The sequence below is a fragment of the Variovorax saccharolyticus genome, assembly GCF_030316765.1.
Classification (GTDB): Bacteria; Pseudomonadota; Gammaproteobacteria; order Burkholderiales; family Burkholderiaceae_C; genus Variovorax; species Variovorax saccharolyticus.
On record NZ_JASZYT010000005.1, the window covers coordinates 253,942 to 270,502 of the forward strand.

16 protein-coding genes are annotated in these 16,561 nt (G+C 70.3%); 5 read left to right on the forward strand and 11 right to left on the reverse strand.

Translation table 11 applies throughout. The features are described from left to right. Positions 1-2 precede the first annotated feature (2 nt). Positions 3-1,025, reverse strand: coding sequence for a Bug family tripartite tricarboxylate transporter substrate binding protein (locus QTI45_RS17450; protein WP_286655321.1), 1,023 nt, complete (start codon positions 1,023-1,025; stop codon positions 3-5). A gap of 129 nt (positions 1,026-1,154) precedes the next feature. Here QTI45_RS17450 and QTI45_RS17455 point away from each other — a divergent pair, with 129 nt between their 5' ends. After that, complete coding sequence (locus QTI45_RS17455; protein WP_286655322.1) at positions 1,155-2,366, forward strand: hypothetical protein; 1,212 nt, start codon at positions 1,155-1,157, stop codon at positions 2,364-2,366. A gap of 30 nt (positions 2,367-2,396) precedes the next feature. On the opposite strand, the gene QTI45_RS17460 is transcribed toward QTI45_RS17455, so the two are convergent. From QTI45_RS17460 to QTI45_RS17480, 5 genes are read right to left on the reverse strand one after another with little or no spacing between them, the layout of a single operon-like run. After that, complete coding sequence (locus QTI45_RS17460) at positions 2,397-3,371, reverse strand: Bug family tripartite tricarboxylate transporter substrate binding protein (protein ID WP_286370420.1); 975 nt, start codon at positions 3,369-3,371, stop codon at positions 2,397-2,399. A 34-nt stretch (positions 3,372-3,405) separates the two neighbouring features. After that, complete coding sequence (locus tag QTI45_RS17465) at positions 3,406-4,962, reverse strand: bifunctional 3-(3-hydroxy-phenyl)propionate/3-hydroxycinnamic acid hydroxylase (RefSeq protein WP_286655323.1); 1,557 nt, start codon at positions 4,960-4,962, stop codon at positions 3,406-3,408. A 3-nt stretch (positions 4,963-4,965) separates the two neighbouring features. Beyond that, entirely contained in the window at positions 4,966-5,829 is an 864-nt protein-coding gene (locus QTI45_RS17470; protein ID WP_286655324.1) for a fumarylacetoacetate hydrolase family protein, read from the reverse strand. Then, complete coding sequence (locus tag QTI45_RS17475) at positions 5,826-6,743, reverse strand: VOC family protein (protein ID WP_286655325.1); 918 nt, start codon at positions 6,741-6,743, stop codon at positions 5,826-5,828. Before QTI45_RS17475 ends, QTI45_RS17470 begins: the two co-directional genes overlap by 4 nt. Continuing rightward, positions 6,740-7,837, reverse strand: coding sequence for an amidohydrolase family protein (locus tag QTI45_RS17480; RefSeq protein ID WP_286655326.1), 1,098 nt, complete (start codon positions 7,835-7,837; stop codon positions 6,740-6,742). The genes QTI45_RS17475 and QTI45_RS17480 overlap by 4 nt, the downstream gene beginning before the upstream one ends. Before the next feature lie 112 nt (positions 7,838-7,949). On the opposite strand from QTI45_RS17480, the gene QTI45_RS17485 reads away from it, so the two are divergent. Then, positions 7,950-8,852: a LysR family transcriptional regulator gene (locus QTI45_RS17485; RefSeq protein ID WP_286655327.1), complete on the forward strand. Its 903-nt coding sequence runs from the start codon at positions 7,950-7,952 to the stop codon at positions 8,850-8,852. Positions 8,853-8,905: 53 nt separating this feature from the next. Continuing rightward, entirely contained in the window at positions 8,906-9,292 is a 387-nt protein-coding gene (locus tag QTI45_RS17490; protein ID WP_286655328.1) for a DUF1090 domain-containing protein, read from the forward strand. 8 nt (positions 9,293-9,300) lie between these two features. Here the strand turns inward: QTI45_RS17490 and QTI45_RS17495 are convergent, their stop codons facing one another. Further along, positions 9,301-10,149 carry an ABC transporter substrate-binding protein gene (locus tag QTI45_RS17495; protein ID WP_286655329.1) on the reverse strand — a complete coding sequence of 283 codons (849 nt, stop codon included), beginning with the start codon at positions 10,147-10,149 and terminating at the stop codon, positions 9,301-9,303. Positions 10,150-10,340: 191 nt separating this feature from the next. Then, complete coding sequence (locus QTI45_RS17500; protein ID WP_286655330.1) at positions 10,341-10,838, reverse strand: VOC family protein; 498 nt, start codon at positions 10,836-10,838, stop codon at positions 10,341-10,343. A gap of 145 nt (positions 10,839-10,983) precedes the next feature. Here QTI45_RS17500 and QTI45_RS17505 point away from each other — a divergent pair, with 145 nt between their 5' ends. Continuing rightward, a complete protein-coding gene (locus tag QTI45_RS17505) occupies positions 10,984-12,276 on the forward strand; it encodes a DUF3422 family protein (protein WP_286655331.1) in 1,293 nt (430 codons plus the stop codon). 39 nt (positions 12,277-12,315) lie between these two features. Here the strand turns inward: QTI45_RS17505 and QTI45_RS17510 are convergent, their stop codons facing one another. From QTI45_RS17510 to QTI45_RS17520, 3 genes are read right to left on the reverse strand one after another with little or no spacing between them, the layout of a single operon-like run. After that, positions 12,316-12,741: a GlcG/HbpS family heme-binding protein gene (locus tag QTI45_RS17510; RefSeq protein ID WP_286655332.1), complete on the reverse strand. Its 426-nt coding sequence runs from the start codon at positions 12,739-12,741 to the stop codon at positions 12,316-12,318. A gap of 27 nt (positions 12,742-12,768) precedes the next feature. Continuing rightward, positions 12,769-14,505: a thiamine pyrophosphate-binding protein gene (locus QTI45_RS17515; protein ID WP_286655333.1), complete on the reverse strand. Its 1,737-nt coding sequence runs from the start codon at positions 14,503-14,505 to the stop codon at positions 12,769-12,771. A gap of 5 nt (positions 14,506-14,510) precedes the next feature. Beyond that, on the reverse strand, positions 14,511-15,500 hold the full coding sequence (locus QTI45_RS17520) for a Bug family tripartite tricarboxylate transporter substrate binding protein (protein ID WP_286655334.1): 990 nt from the start codon (positions 15,498-15,500) through the stop codon (positions 14,511-14,513). 153 nt (positions 15,501-15,653) lie between these two features. Here QTI45_RS17520 and QTI45_RS17525 point away from each other — a divergent pair, with 153 nt between their 5' ends. Beyond that, positions 15,654-16,556, forward strand: a complete 903-nt coding sequence (locus QTI45_RS17525; RefSeq protein ID WP_286655335.1) for a helix-turn-helix domain-containing protein — start codon at positions 15,654-15,656, stop codon at positions 16,554-16,556. Positions 16,557-16,561: the final 5 nt, after the last annotated feature.

A 16,561-nucleotide genomic window follows, 5' to 3' on the forward strand; every position in this document is an offset into this window, starting at 1 on the left:
CGTCAGTCCGGCTTGATGTTGGCCCGGGCGATGACCTTCTTCCAGCGTTCCTGTTCCAGCGCGATGAACTGGGCGAACTGCTCCGGCGTGCCGCCGATGGCCTCGGCCGCATCGCCGCGCAGGCGCTCCAGCGCGGCCGGCGCGCGCACCGCCTTCATGGTCTCGGTCGACAGCTTGGCCACGTTGGCCGGTGCCATGCTGGCCGGCGCGAGCATGCCGTACCACTGGGTCATCTCGAAGCCCGGGTAGCCCTGCTCGGCCACGGTCGGGACATCGGGCAGCTGCGGCAGGCGCTTGGCCGAGCCGGTGGCGATGCAGCGCACCTTGCCCGACTTGATGAAGGGAATGATGGCCGCGGCGCCGATCGCCGAGGCGTCGAGCCGGCCCGACAGCAGGTCGGTCAGCATCGGCCCGGTGCCGCGGTAGGGCACATGCAGCATGAACACGCCGGAGGTCACCTTGAGGTACTCGAAGGCCAGGTGGCCGGCGCTGCCGTTGCCGGCCGAGCCATAGCTCAGCTTGCCCGGCTTCGACTTGGCGTAGGCGATGAATTCGGTGAGGTTCCTGGCCGGCACGTCCGGATGGACGACGTAGAGGCTGGGCACCTTGGCCAGCAGGCTCACGGGCTTGAAATCCTTGTTGGCGTCGTAGGGCAGCTTGTCGAAGATGAAGGGATTCACCGCCAGTGTGCCGATGTGGCCGAGGATGATCGTGTGCTGGTCGTCGCTGCGCGCGACCTCGGACATCGCGATGTTGCCGGCGGCGCCCGGCTTGTTGTCCACGAAGACGCTCTGGCCGAGCGTGTTGGAGAGTTCGGCTGCCGTGGAGCGGGCCACGATCTCCGAGCTGCCGCCGGGCGCGAAGGGCACCACGAAGCGCACCGACTTGGCGGGCCAGCCGCCGCCCTGGGCCGCGGCGATGCGCGGCAGCAGCCCGGCGAGGCCGAGGGCGCCGCCGGCCAGCAGGAAGCGGCGCCGGGCCTCGGGGCCGGCCGCGGGAATGTGAGCGAGGGCATCTGCAGTCATGGGTCTTGTCTCCATCGGTTGTTCGAAGTGCGCCGATGTTGCCCTGGCGAGGCTTTCGGAATGCTGTCAGCTTCGGCCGCTCGCCTATCATGCCGGCGGCGTGTTTGCGTTCGATGGAGCTTCCGACCCATGACCCCTGCCACCCCGGACACCGACGAACTGCCCGAGCTCGACCCGGCCGATTTCTCGCTGGTGCTGGGTGGACCCCTGTTCCAGCTCTGGCGACGCTCGCGGCTGTCGGACCACGAGGGCAACCTGCCGCACCGCCGCGCCTTCGTGGCGGTCCTGCTCGCATGGCTGCCGCTGCTGCTGCTGTCGCTCGCCGAAGGCCACGCCTGGGGTGGCGGCGTCGAACTCGCGTTCCTCGAGGATCTCGAGCTGAACGCGCGCTTCCTGGTCGCGCTGCCGCTGCTGATCCTGGCCGAGGTGGTGGTGCACCGGCGGATGCGGCTGGTGGCCCGGCAGTTCCTCGAAGACGGGCTGATCCCGGATGCCGCGCGGGCGCAGTTCGATCGCGCCATCGCGTCGGCACTGCGCCTGCGCAACTCGGTGGTCGCCGAGGTGCTGCTGGTGGCGCTGGTGTACGGCATCGGCGTCTTCGTCGTCTGGCGCACCCGATTGACGCTGGACGTCTCGAGCTGGTATGGGGCCGTCGCGACCGGCCGGCTCGACCTCACGCTGGCCGGCTGGTGGCTCGCCTGCGTGAGCCTGCCCCTGTTCCAGTTCCTGCTGTTGCGCTGGTACTTCAGGCTGTTCATCTGGGCGCGCTTCCTGTGGCAGGTCTCGCGCATCAGGCTGAGGCTGATACCCACGCATCCCGACCGCTGCGGGGGCCTCGGCTTCCTGTCGCTGGTGCGCGTGGCTTTCGCGCCCTTCCTGTTCGCGCAGGGCGTGCTGCTGGCGGGGATGATCGCCGACCGCATCTTCTTCGGCGGCGCCACGCTGCTCGAGTTCGAGGTCGAGATCCTCGGCGTGGTGGCCCTGATGGTGTGCGTGATCCTCGGGCCGCTGTGCGTGTTCAGTCCGCAGCTCGAGGCGGCGGAAAACCGGGGCCGCCGCGAGTACGGCACGCTGGCGCAGCGCCACGCCCGCGAGTTCGACCAGAAGTGGCTGCGCGGCGGCGCCGCCCCCGGCGAGGTGCTGCTAGGCAGCGCCGACATCCGGTCGCTGGCCGAGATGGGCAGCAGCTTCGAGATCGTCGAGAACATGCGCTGGGCGCCCTTCACGCTGAAGACCGTGCTGCACCTGGCCGTCACCACGCTGCTGCCCTTGCTGCCGCTGACGCTGACGATGTTCTCGGCGCAGCAGCTGATCGAGCGGCTGGTCCACGTGCTGATCTGAGCGCGCCGGTGGCGTCCGGGCGCGGCCGGCTCACTCCGGCAGCAGGCCGATCTCCAGCGCGATCTGCCCGAGCCGCTTGTGCTCGTCCAGCAGGAAGGCCTCGAACTGCGCGGGCGAGCCGCCCGGCGCGGCGATCGGGCCGATGGCGAGCATCTTCTCGGCGATCGCGGGCTGGACCAGCAGCCTGTTGATCTCCGTGTTGAGCCGCTGCACGACCGCCTGCGGCGTGCCGGCCGGTGCCACCATCGCCATCCATCCGCTCATCTCGATGCCCGGCAGGAACTCGGCCACCGTCGGCACCTGTTCCCATCCCGCGACCCGCTTCGCGGTCGTCACGGACAGCACGCGCAGCCGCCCCTGGCGCGCGAGCTGCGAGGTCGATGCGAGGTCGGCGACCACGGCATCCGCATGGCCGCCCAGGATGTTCTGCAAGGCGACGCCGACCGAGCTGTACGAGACCAGGTTCGCCTGTGCCTTGCTGCGGGCGTTGATCACCCGAGCGATCATGCCGCCGAAGGTGCGCGGGCCTTCGTTGGCGATCGACAGCTTGCCGGGTTCGCGGGCGCTGCGCGCCACCAGATCGGGCAGCGAGGCGATCGGCGAGTCTTCCTTCACGAGCACCGCGAACGGGCTGTTGGCCACGAAGGCCACCGGTGCGAAGTCCTTGACCGGCTCGTAGGGAAGGGTCTTGAACAGGTAGCTGTTCGTGACCAGCGCCGCCGTGGTCGCGAAGTAGAGCGTGTAGCCGTCCGCCGGCGCGCGGGCCACCGCCTGGGCGCCGATGACGTTCTGGCCGCCGGGCTTGTTGTCGATGACCACAGGCTGGCCGATGGCCTGCGCGAGCCCGTCGCACAGCAGGCGCGCGACATTGTCGGGGCCCGAGCCGGCGGGCTGCGAGAGCACCACCTTGACCGGTCGGTCGGGCCACCGGTCCTGCGCCGGCGCCAGTCCGGCGCGCCCCAGGGTCGCCGCCAGCAAGGCCAGCTGAAACTCTCTTCTTTTCATTGCTTGTCTCCGTGGTCGTCTTCGAAGGGGTGCGTCAGTTCAGCCTGGCGGCCAGCGACTGCAGCAGGCGGGCGAGCTGGCCGGCATCGGCAGCCACGCCGTAGATGTAGCGGTCGGGCCGCACCAGCGCCGCGCCGCAGGCATGGCGGCGGAACCAGCCCGCGGCCACGCCTTCGGTCTCCTGCAGGGCGTCGCCCAGCGGCAGGACCGCGAGGCCGGGGATCGCCACCGCGTCGACCTCGACCGGTCCGGGGTCGAAGCCGCGATCGAGCACCAGCCACCAGCCGTCGCCTGCCAGCGCATCGAAGCGAACCCGGCCGCCGTCGCGCGCGATCCAGGGCTGCGGGAACAGCGTCCCGTTGGCCGGATGGGGCGTTGTCGCCAGCAGGCCCGTCTCGAGACGGGGCAGCACGTCCTGGCGCGGCATGTCGCGCACCACGCCGCCGCATTCGGCCAGCATGCGGGCGTCTCGCTCGCGCGCCCGCGCCGGGTCGCGCTCGCCGATCACGCTGCCGATCGCCTTGATGCGGCCGGTGAGCTCGCGCACATGGTGCTTGCGCTCTTCGCCATAGGAGTCGAGCAGGGCTTCCGCCGCCGGGCCGCGGACCTGTCCCTGGATCACCGACGCGAGCTTCCAGGCCAGGTTGGCCGCATCGCGCACGCCCTGGCACATGCCCTGGCCCAGGAACGGCGGTTGCTGGTGCGCCGCATCGCCGGCCACAAAGATGCGCCCGCTGCGCCAGCGATCGGCCACCAGCGCATGGAAGCGATAGCTGGCCTGGCGCCAGAGCTCGCCGTCCTCCGGGCCGAGCCAGCGGGCCAGCAGCCGCCATGTCTCCTGCGGCTCGACGACCTTCTGCGGGTCTTCGTCCGGCTTGAGCGAGATCTCCCAGCGCCGGTGGTTGCCGGGGCCGATCACCAGCGTGCAGGGCCGCTCGGGCTCGCAGTACTGGACGCTGGTGGCGGGCAGCTTGGCCAGGCCCCGGGCGTTGGCCAGCACGTCGACCACCAGCCAAGCTTCGTCGAAGGCCAGGTCTTCCAGCGCGATGCCGGCCAGCTCGCGCACCGTGCTCGAGGCGCCGTCGCAGGCCACGACGTAGCGCGCCCTGACGCTGTCGCGCCCGCCGTCGTCGCGGCGCAGCTGCAGCGTGGCGCCGTCGGCGTCCTGGTCGATCCCGACCACCGTGCTGCCGAGGTCGACGCGGGTGCGGTCCGAGCGCGTCACGTGCTCGCGCAGGATGGCCTCCACCGGCGGCTGCGTGAAGACGTTCGACGGCGTGTAGCCCAGCGGGTAGGGCGCATCGATCATCGTCAGGCGCTTGATCAGCCGGCCGTCGACGCCGTAGTACTCGGAGGGCGTGAAGGGCTCGACGAACCGCGCCACCTGCTCTTCGATGCCCAGCTGCTGGAACACGCGCAGCACCTCGTGGTCGATGGCGATCGCACGCGGCTTGTCGTAGACCTCGCGCGAGCGGTCGCAGACATGCACGCGCAGGCCCATGCCGGCGAGCAGGCCCGCGGCCACCGCGCCGGTCGGGCCGAAGCCGACCACCGCGACGTCGAAGACTTCGCGCTGCAGAAGGGAGGACATGGCTCAGGCCTCGGCGCGGATCGGGTTCGCGAGCGTGCCGATGCGCTCGATCTCGACCTCGAAGCTGTCGCCCGCCTTCATCCACACGGGCGGCGTGCGCGCCTGTCCCACGCCGGCCGGCGTGCCCATCACGATGACGTCGCCGGGCTCCAGCGTGAGCACCTCGCTCAGCAGCGAGATGGTCTCGGCCACGCCCCAGATCATGTCGGCCGTATTGGCGCTCTGCATGACTTCGCCGTTGAGGCGGCCCTGGATCCTGAGGCCGGCCGCGGCCGGCGGCAGTTCGTCCGCCGTCACCAGGACCGGGCCGAAGCCGCCGGTGCCGTCGAAGTTCTTCCCGATGGTCCACTGCGGCGTGCGCTTCTGGTAGTCGCGCACCGACATGTCGTTGAAGCAGGTGTAGCCGAAGACATGGCCCGGGGCGTCTTCCTGCGAGACGTGGCGCGGCACGCGGCGGCCGATCACCAGCGCCAGTTCGGCCTCGTAGTCGAACTTGGCCGAGACTTTCGGCAGGATGCCCGGCGCGCCGTGCGCCACCAGCGAGCTCGCGCCGCGGAAGAAGAACCAGGGGTACTCGGGCTTCTCGCGGCCGCCTTCCTTCGCGTGATCGAAGTAGTTGAGGCCCAGGCAGATGATCTTGCCCGGCTCGGGCACCAGGGGCGCCAGGCGCAGGCCGGCCATCGGCAGCCGCGCAGCGCTGGAGGCCAGCGCGGCCCGGGCGGCGGTGCCGAGGTCGGCGCCGGCGGCCAGCGCCGCGCGCAGGCTGGACGGAACCTGCGGCTGGGCCGCATTCAGGTCGATGACGGCGTCGCCGTCGACCAGGCCGAGGCGGGGCTGGTCGCCGTGCAGGAAGGTGGTGAATTTCATGGTGCTCCAGGATCGGTTGGACGGATGAAGAAGACTTGTCGCTGGGCCTGCTTGAGGCGGGCCGACGGCGGCTGCGAGATGCCCCACTGGTCGACGCGGCCGGGGGGCCATTTCCAGTCGTCGGGGCCGCCGGCGACATGGCTGTCGTCGATCTGCTCGACCTCGGCCGTGTATTCGATGACTTCGCCGAAGGGGCCGATGAAGTAGTTGAAGGCGTTGTCGCCAGGCCCGTGCCGGCCCGGGCCCCACTCGATCTCGTGCCCGGCATCGCGCATGCGGCCGCCGCCGCGCATCACGGATTCGAGGTCGGGCATCAGGAAGGCGATGTGATTCAGCGCGTCGTTGTCGGCGTCGCCGAGCGCCACGCTGTGATGGTCGGCGGCGCAGTTCAGGAAGGCCATGATCCGGGTCCGGTCGGCCAGCGTGAAGCCCAGCGCCTGCTCGAAGAAGCGCTGGGTGGATGCGACCTCGTGGCTGTTGAGCACCACGTGGGCGAGCCGCACGGGGCGGTCCTTCGCTTCGTGGGCATCGGCATGGTGCGCATCGCCATGCACCACCTGCAGCCGTCGCCCGTCGGGGTCGCACAGCGTCAGGGCGATGCCGCCGCCCGGCTCGTCGAGCGCGCCGATCGCGCTCTCGATGCGGCCGCCGGCGCGCACGGTCGCCGCCGCCACCTGGTCGAGCGCCGCGGCGCTGCGTGCGCGCAGGGTCACATGCCGGATCCCGGCCGACGGGCCGCCGCGGTGCAGCGCCAGCAGATGGTGGTCGGCGCCGGTGCCGCGCAGATAGAGGGCCTCGGGCGTGCGTGCCGCCACGTCCAGCCGCCAGACCTGCGTGTAGAAGGCCTCGGCGCGGGCCAGGTCGGGCACCTCGAGGGCCACGCTGCGCAGGCCGGTGATCCAGGGTGAACTCATGCGGATTCCTCCAGAGGGGCGGAGAAGGCGCGGGCCAGGAAGCGTCGCGCGTTGCCCGCGCTCAGCTGTTCGAGCTGCGCGGTGTCGAGTGCGGCCGCGTCGAGTTGCGCCAGCGGTGCGGATTCGTGGAAATTGAAGGGGTAGTCGGTGCCGATCAGCAGTTGCGACGCGCCGAACTGCCGCACCAGGTGTGCCAGCGTGGCCGGGTCGAACACCAGGGTGTCGAGGTAGAGCCGGCGCGCCTGCGCCAACGGCGAGTCCGGCATCTGTTCCTTCAGCGCGGGGAACACTGACCAGCCCTTCTGCAGCCGCGGCAGCAGCATCGCCAGGCTGCCGCCGCCATGGCTGAAGGCGATGCGCAAGCGCGGCCGGCGCAGCAGCAGCCCGCCCGTGATGACCGAGGCGGCGGCCAGGCCGATGTCGGTCGGATAGGCCAGCACCTGCTGCAGCGGCGCCGGCCCGATCAGCCGGTCCATGCCGGCGGGCTTGAGCGCATGCACGAAGACCGCCGCATCGAGCGCCTCGCAGGCCTCGAAGAAGGGATCGAAGCGCGGATCACCGATCGGCATGCCATTGACGTTGCTGCCGATCTCGACGCCGGCGAAGCCCAGCGTCTGGACCGCATGCCGAAGTTCCGCGATGGCGCGGTCGATGTCCTGCAGCGGCACCGCGCCCATGCCGATCAGGGTGCCCTGCGACTCGGCGGCCATCTCCGCGATCTGCTCGTTGAGATAGCGCAGCAGTTGCGCCGCATCGGCAGCGCCCATCCAGTAGGACAGCAGCTCGGGCATCGGCGAGATGGCCTGGTGCGCGAGGCCCATGCCGGGCAGGTCGGCCAGGCGATGCGAAACGCTCCAGCATTTCTCGGAGACGGTGCGGTAGTTCTTGCCCGAGATCATGACCTGCCGGTGGCACAGGCCGTTCGCGCGGGGCGCGGCGACGGTGGACGGCCAATCGGCCGGCACCTTGCTGCCGAGGCAGGCGGGGAAGTGCTCGGGCACCACATGGGCATGCACATCGACGCCGCAGGCGCAGCGCAGGCGCTGGTGGCCAGCCTCTGCCGGCGGCTGTGGCGGGCCCGTTCGATCGACCATCTCGTCTCCATCTTCCGCCGGCGACATCCGCGTTCGGCGTGTTCAGGGGCGCAGTCTAGGCAGGCTCATGGCATTTATGAAGCGGATTGGCGATATACATAGAATCCACGCCATGGATATCAAGGATGTCGACCTGAACCTGCTGGTGGCCTTCGCGGCGATGCTGGAGCACCAGAGCGTCACGCGGGCTGCGGAGTCGGTGGGCCTGAGCCAGCCGGCCATGAGCGCGGCGGTGGGGCGGCTGCGTCTGCTGTTCAACGACGCGCTGTTCGTCAAGACCTCGGCCGGCATGCAGCCGACGCCGCGCGCCAGCGAACTCGCCGAGCCGGTGCGGCGCGTGGTGGAGGCGATCAAGACCGAGATCCTGCCGCTGCCGGCCTTCGAGCCGCTCACCGCGGCCAAGCAGTTCTCGATCGTCACGCCCGACATCGCCGAGGTCCATTTCCTGCCGCGCATCCTGGCGCATTTCGCCGAGGCGGCGCCGCAATGCGCGCTGCGCACGCTGTCGATGGCGCGCCACGCGGCGGCCGAGGCACTGGCGTCGGGCGCTGCCGAGCTGGCGATCGGCTACCTGCCGGACCTGCAGAAGGCGGGCTTCTTCCAGCAGCGGCTGTTTCGCAACGACTATGTGTGCATCGTGCGCGAGGCGCACCCGGTGATCGGCGAACGCCTCACGATGAAGACCTACCTGGCCGCATCGCACGCGGTCGTGAGCCCCGATGGCCGCGAGCATCTGCTCGAGCAGGCGCTGCAACGGCGCGGCGTCGCACGGCGGGTGGTGGTGGGCTTGTCGCACTTCATGAGCCTGCTGCCGATCATCGAGGGCTCGGACCTGGTCGCCACCGTGCCGCGCGACCTCGCCAACATCTGCGTCCACCACGGCGGCATCCGCATCGTCGAGCCGCCATTCAAGTCGCCGGCGGTCGAGGTCCACCAGTTCTGGCACCGGCGCTTTCACCAGGATGCGGCCAATGTGTGGTTGCGCGGGCTGGTGCAGCGGCTGTTCGGGGCCTGAGCGCCGGTTGCAGAATGGGGGCAACGGGCAACACGCCTTCACTCGGAGCATCCATGAAGATCCAGAGCTTTCTCCTCGCCGCTGCACTCGCTTCGATTCCGGCCTGGGCCGCCGCCGAGCCGGTGCCTGGCGGAACCTGTCAGGGCAAGCGCCAGGAAATCAGCCGCAACCTCGACGAAGCGAAGGCCAAGGGCCAGAAGCAGCGCGTTCGAGGACTGGAGCAGGCCCTCTCCGAGCTCGATGCCCATTGCACCGACGCGAAGCTGCAGGCCGAGCATCGCAAGCGGATTCAACGCCAGGAACAGGCGGTCGCCGCCCGCGAGCGCGAGCTGAAGGAAGCCGAACGCGATGGCAGCGCGAAGAAGGTGGAGCGCCGCAAGAGCAAGCTGCAGGAGGAGCAGGCCAAGCTCCAGCAGCTGAAGGAGTCCAAGTCCGAATAGCCCGACCCCTAGCTGATGAGCCGGTCGGCGCGCACCAGCAGCGATCGCGGCAGCTCGAGGCCGATCGCGCTGGCGGTCTTCAGGTTCAGCACCAGCTCGAAGGTGGTGGGCCGCTCGATCGGCAGGTCGGCAGGCTTGGCGCCCTTGGCCATGCGATCGACATACGAGGCGAGCCGCGCGTAGGAGTCGACCAGGCGCGGCCCGTAGGTGCAGAGCGCACCGCTGTCCGCGAAGATCGGCCAGCCCGACATCACGGGCATCTTGCGCGCGATCGCGAAATCGAGGATCTGCCGCCGGTTGGTCACGACCACGCTGTCGCTGAAGATCGACACCGCACGTGCCGGCGATGCGGCCATGGCCTCCAGCGAGGACGCCACCTCGTCGCGCGTGCGGGCCGGAAAGTACGCCGTGCGCAGGCCGAGCTGGCTGGCGGCGCCGTCGGTGTAGTCGCGCTCGATGTGCGAGCCGGGGTGCTCGGGGTTGAGCACGATGGCCACGTCGCGCAGCGACGGCACCATCTCGCGCAGGATCTCCAGCAGCTTCCCGTTCATCTCGGCGGCCAGCAGCGTGAGGCCGGTCATGTTCGAGTCGGGACGCGCGAGGCTCTTCGCGAAGCCGGCGGAGACCGGGTCGCCGCTGAAGACGTAGGCCACCGGCACGGCCACCGGCAGGCCGTTCACGACGTCGACCGCCGGCCCTCCCTGCGCCAGCAGGATGTCGATCGGCAGGCGCTGCAATTCCGCGACCAGTTCCGGGACGCGTGCAGCCGCGCCGTCTCCATACCTGAATTCGATGACGAGGTTGCGGCCCTCGACGTAGCCCAGCCGGGCCAGCGAGGCGCGCAGGGCGGCGACCATCGGGCCAGGCTGGTGGCGTCCTGGGCCGTGACCCATCCAAGGCGCAGCACGCTTTCGGCTGCGCCTGTGCGCTGGCTGCCTTGCAGCAAGGCAAGAGCGAAGGGGGTGCCCAGGACCGTGCGACGTTTCATGGCGGGAGCGTGCGCCTTCGGCGGCCGATGTGCAAGACGCCGGCTCGTCGCAACGCCCGATCAGCCTGCGGACGACCCCGGACCCGACCGTGCCGCCTCGATCGCGGCGATATCGATCTTCCGCATGGTCATCATGGCGTCGAAGACGCGTTTCGCGGTTGCGCGGTCGGGATCGGCGATCGCCGCGGTGAGCACGCGCGGCGTGATCTGCCAGGACAGGCCCCAGCGGTCCTTGCACCAGCCGCACTCGCTCTCCTGGCCGCCGTTGTCGACGATGGCGTTCCACAGGCGATCGGTCTCGGCCTGGTCGTCGGTGGCGATCTGGAACGAGAAGGCCTCGCTGTGCTTGAAGTGCGGGCCGCCATTCAATCCGATGCAGGGGATGCCGGCGACCGTGAACTCGACCACCAGCACATCGCCCTGGCTGCCGTCCGGATAGTCGCCCGGCGCGTGGAGGATGGCGCCGACCGCGCTGTCGGGGAAGGTCCTGGCATAGAAATTCGCGGCGTCGACGGCGTCACCGTCGTACCACAGGCAGATCGTGTTCCTGGCTGTCATTGCGGGTCTCCTGAAGAAGGGTGCGCCGGCATGCAGGCGCCTGCAAACTGTTCCATCGTCGTCGCCGCCGATACCGGGTCTGTCGGACGAGACCGATGCGCTTGTGCGGATCGGCTGATCACGCGCACGCAGTATGCTGCAGCCCATGCCTCCCATCAGCAGCGTCATCCAGCATCCGCAGCGCGTGGAGCTGCACAACGAAGTCCACGCCCGCCCGCCGGAAGCGCTGACCGGCGCCTTGCGCATCGCGCATGTCGTGATGCTGGCCGACGCGGCGCAACGCACGCAGAGCCGGGCGCATCTTGCACGGCTGTTGCGCGACCATCATCTGGCGCCGCCCGACGAGACCACCACGCATCTGCGGGTCGAGGTCGGATCGCTTCGATTGCGCTGGGAGCTGCACACCGAGTTCGTCACCTGGACGTTCACGCTGCATGAGCCCGCGCAGGACAGCCCTGCTCGCCGGCCCGCCAGCGCGATCGATGCGGTGCCGCACGACTGGCTCGGCGGGCTTCCCGGGCAGTGCCTCTGCAGCCTCAACCTCTGGGTGTTCGCAGCCCGCGGAAGCGTCGGCGACGTCCGTGTCAGGGAACTGCTGAACGAGCAGGCGCTGGTGGGCTCCAGCGTGGCGGGCGAGCAGGCGCAGGTGTACACCGACTTCGCCATCCATGCGGACGGCTCGTCCCGCATCCTGCTTTTCGCGGACCAGCTGCAGCCGCGCCGACTCGGCCGGCTGGTGCAGCGGATCCTCGAGATCGAGACCTATCGAATGGCGGCCCTGCTCGGGTTGCCGGCGGCGCGGCAGGCAGGCGAGGCCCTGGGCAGTGCGGAAGGCGAGCTGGCGGCACTCGCCCAAGCCATTCGCAGCGCGGACCGCGATGCGGAACCCGTCCTGCTGGACCGGCTCACGCGCCTCGCCGGGGAGGTCGAGAGCCAGCATGCCGCCACCCATTCGCGGCTGTCGGCGAGCAGCGCCTATTTCGAGCTGCTGGACCAGCGCATCGTGCAGATCTCCGAGGCCAGGCTGGGGGGTCTTCAGAGCATTGCCGAGTTCATGGACCGACGCCTGACCCCGGCGCGCAAGACATGCGAATGGGCGGTGCGGCGACAGGACTCGCTGTCCCAGCGCGTCTCCCGGATGAGCAACCTGCTGCGCACCCGCGTGGAGATCGAGCAGCAGCAGAGCAGCCAGGCGCTGCTGGAGGCCCTGAACCGCCGGCAGGACCTGCAGCTGAAGCTGCAGGCCACCGTGGAAGGACTTTCGGTCGCGGCCATCACCTATTACATCGTCGGCCTCGTCAGCTACCTGGCCAAGGGGGCGCAGGCCATCGGTTGGCCGCTCTCGCCGGAGACCACGGCCGCGCTCGCGATTCCGCTGGTGGCGGTCAGCATCTGGTGGTCGCTGCGGCGCCTGCATCGCAGGATGTTCGTCCACTGACCCTCGAGCAGCATGATCCGCTGGCTTCGGCGTCGCCGCTCAGCCCGCCGCCAACCCGGCCGCCTGGACCCCCGCGATGCAGATGGCCTCGTCCTCGTCTCCCGTGCCGCCGCTGGCGCCCACCGCGCCCAGCACCCGGCCCTGGGCGTCCTTGATCAGGACAGCCCCCGTCTGCGGCAGGAAGCGCCCGGCCGAGGTGGCGGCGAGAGAGACGAAGAAGTTCGGGTTGCCCTTGGCCCGTTCGCCCAGCAGGCGGCTCGACACCCCCATGCCGACCGCGCCCCAGGCCTTGGCCTGGGCGACGTCGAAGCGGAACATGCTGGCGCCATCCTCGCGCGCGAAGGCCTTGAGGTTGCCGGCATCGTCGAGCACCGCGATGCCCATCGGCTGGTAGCCGGCCTGCTTCGAATGGGCGAGCGCGGCGGTGATGATCTGGTTGGCTTGTGCAAGGGTCAGTGAGCTCATGGTCGTGTCGTCTGGCAGTGAATGGAATCAGCCCGGGGCGGGCAGCGGCATGAAGGCTTCGAAGCCGAAGCGGTTCATGCTGCCGAAGGCCGGCGCCGCCGGGTGCGGCACGAAGCGCGTGCGGCAGTCCAGCACCGACGGCAGGCCCGAGGCCAGCGCGCGCGCGAGTGCCGGCGCCACCTCGTCGGCGCGGGTCACGGTCTCGCCGAAGCAGCCGAAGCCGCGCGCGATCGCCGCGTAGTCCGTGCCTTCGAGGCCGGTCGCGAATTCGAAACCGAGCTGCGCCTTCTGGCCCTGGCGGATGATGCCCCAGGCGGCGTTGTTGTGGATGATGCTGACCACCGGCAGCCCGGCCCGGCGGGCGGTGTCGAGTTCATTCAGCGTGAAGCCGAAGGAGCCGTCGCCCGTGATGTTGAGCACCGCTTTGTCCGGCTGCTGCAGCTGCAGCGACATCGCATAGGGCAGCCCGAAGCCGAGGTGGCTCATGCCGGGTTCGTGAAAGCGCGTGCGCACCGCATCGACCGGCGTGAAGTCGTTGCTCCAGAAGGTGGTGTGGCCGCCGTCGAACACCGCCAGCGCGCCGGCCGGAAGCGCATCGGCGATGGCCTTGGCGAGCGCGGCCGGATGCATCGTCGGCTCGGAGGCGTCGCGCGCCATCGCGTTCAGGCCTTCCTCGTAGTGCGCGCGCAGCTCGCGAATGCCGGCCAGCCAGCCGGATGCCTGCGCATTCGTCGGTGGCGCTGTCGCGAGCGCGGCCAGCAGGTCTTCCAGCGCCGGCCGCGCATCGGCCTGCATCGCGACCTCGTGCAGCGCCGGATGGCCCAGCGCGCCGGGGTCGATGTTGATGCTGATGGTGCGATGGGAGCGGCGGGCGAAAGGCCCGCGCGCGTCCCACATCCAGGACGAGAAGCGGCAGCCGACGCTCAGCACCACGTCGGCCTGCTCGAAGGCGCACCGGATCGCCTCGCCCGCGATCAGGCCGCCATGGCCGATGAAGTGGGGGCTGTCGCTGGCGATGACGCCGAGCGCCATCTGCGTGGGCACCACCGGCGCGCCGAGCCGCGCGGCGATGGCGCGCAGCGCCTCGACGGCGCCGCTCGCCACCACGCCGCCGCCCGCCACCACCAGCGGCCGCTGCGCGCCGCGCAGCAGGGCCGCCGCCTGCGCGACCGATTCGGCCGCGGGACGCGGGCCGAGCACCGCCCGGTAGCGCGAGGGCGGCAGTTCGAATTCATCGTCCGGGTAGTCGGTCGCGGCCGACAGCACGTCCTGCGGAATGTCCAGGTGCACCGGCCCGAGGCGGCCCGACAAGGCCTCCCTGAAGGCGCGGCGCACCAGTTCCGGCAGGCGGCGCGGGTCGTGCACGACCGCATTCCAGCGGGTCAGCGGCGCGAAGACGGCCTGCGTGTCCAGGTCCATGAACATGCCGCTGTGGGGGTAGGCGGCGGCGCGATGCTGGTTGGTCGTGATCGCCAGCAGCGGCAGGTTGTTGTTGAACGCCACGCCCATGCCGGACGCCAGGTTCAATCCGCCCGGGCCCATCTCGCCCAACGCGACGGCCATGCGGCCCGAGCCCGCATGCACCGCGGCGGCCATCATCGGCGCGGTCGCTTCATGCCGCACGCCGACGAAGCGCACCGCCTCCTGCTGCGACAGGGCATGCATCAGCGGCGCGAGCTTGCCGCCCACGATGCCGAAGGCGAAAGGCACCTGCTCGATCGCCAGCAGGCGCACCAGGGCCTGGGCGGCAGTGAGTCGGGGCACGGTTCTCAGTCCTCCGCGGTGAAGCCGGTGGCCCGCACGATCGGGGCCCATTTGTCGAAGCCGGCCTTGACCAGCCGCGCGAACTCCTGGGGCGACTGGTGGACCGGCTGCAGGCCGTGGGTGGCCAGCGCGGCGACCAGGTCGGGCGCCTGCAGGGCTTCGCCGACCAGCGCGTTGAGCTTCAGCACCAGATCGGGCGGCGTCCTGGCCGGCAGGAACCAGCCCAGCCATTCCTGCACCGCGATGTCCTTGTAGCCCTGCTCGACCATCGTCGGCACTTCGGGCAGGAAGGGCGAGCGCTCGGCACTGGTGATCGCCAGCGAGCGCAACTTGCCCGAGCGCACGTGCGGCATCACCTCGCCGATCACGTTGAAGCTCACCGGCACTTGGCCGCCCATCACGTCGTTGAGCAGCGGAGCGCCGCCGCGATAGGGGATCGCGCTCATCTCGATGCCGGCCGCCTTCTGCAGCATCATGCCGGCGAAGTGCAGCGCCGAGCCCGCCGCCGGCACGCCATAGGTCGCCAGCTTCGGGTTGGCCCTGGCCCATGCCACGTAGTCGGCCACGGTCTTGACCTCGACCGGCAGGCCGGGCCCGGCGGTGAACGAGAAGGCGTAGGTCACGGTCGAGCAGACCGGCGCGAAGTCGGTCAGCGGGTCGTAGTTGAGCTTCTTGTAGGTGTGCGGATAGAGCGTCATCGGCGAGCTCGGGATCTGCAATATGGTCAGCCCGTCGGGCGCGGCGCGCTTCACGTACTCGACCGCGATGCGCCCGCCGGCGCCGGTACGGGCCTCGACCACCAGGCTGGTCGCATAGCGGCCGCGCAGGCGCTCGGCGACCGGGCGGGCCACGTTGTCGCCCATGCCGCCCGCGGGAAAGCCCGAGATGATGCCCGCGTTGCCATTCAGCTGCGCCCATGCCGTGCGTCCGAGGCCCAGGCTGGCCAGGGCGGACAGTGCCGCGCCGCCCTGCAGCAGTTCACGTCGATTCCACATTGCTTGTCTCCGGTTCGTCGGCGCCTGGGGCTTTGCATCTGCCGACGCTCTGTCGTTGATTGAACGGGGTCCAGCTTAGGGACACGGCGGGCTTGCCACCATGGACGAAAGTGAGAGCTTCTTGTAGATTTCCGGCCTCCACGGCGCCGTTCCATGCGATCCAGCAATCTTCTTGTCGTCCCGTTCCGCGAAGTGCGTCACTTCATGCCGGAGGACAGCCTGCATGTCGAGTCGATCCGCGTGCGGGCGCAGCAGCATCATTGGAGAATTCCGGCGCACCGGCACGAGGAGCTGCACCAGTTCCAGCTGCTCACCGACGGCGCGATGGTCGGCACCCTGGACGGCGAGCGCCATGCGCTGCGAGCCCCCGCGGCCCTGATGATCGCCCCCGGCGCGGTGCACGGCTTCGACTACGAGCCGGACAGCGCCGGCACGCAGGTGAGCGTGCCGAGCCGCGCCCTGGCTTCGCTGTGCGAGCACTCGCCGGTCGTGGCGCAGCGGCTGGGGCAGACGCGGGTGCTCGATGCCGCGAACCTGGGCGACCATGCCGCTGAATGCGCCCGGCATTTTTCGGTGGTTGCCGACGAGTTCCAGTCGCAGCGCATCGGCCGGGCCGAGGCGCTGCGCTCCCACGTCGTGCTGCTGGCCCTGTGGTTCCTGCGCCAGGAGGCGGCCGCGACCGGTGTCGGCCGGCGCCAGGCCCTGCGCGACACGCTGGTGCAGCGCTACCGCGCGCTCATCGAGCGCCACTTCCACGAGCATCGCCCGCTGGCCTTCTATGCCGAGGCCCTGGATGTCACGGCCGACCACCTGAGCCGCGTCTGCAGGGCCGTGGCCAGCAGCAGCGCGCTGGCGCTGCTCCACGAGCGCGTGGTGCTCGAGGCCAGGCGGGTGCTGGTCCATACGCCGATGTCGGTGTCCGAGGTGGCGCTGCACCTGGGCTTCGACGATGCCGCCTACTTCAGCCGCTTCTTCAAGGCCGAGGTCGGCTGCGCGCCATCGGAATTCAGGCTGCGCATCGCTGCGGGCACGCAGGCGGTGCCGGCCCGGCCCTGAGCGGC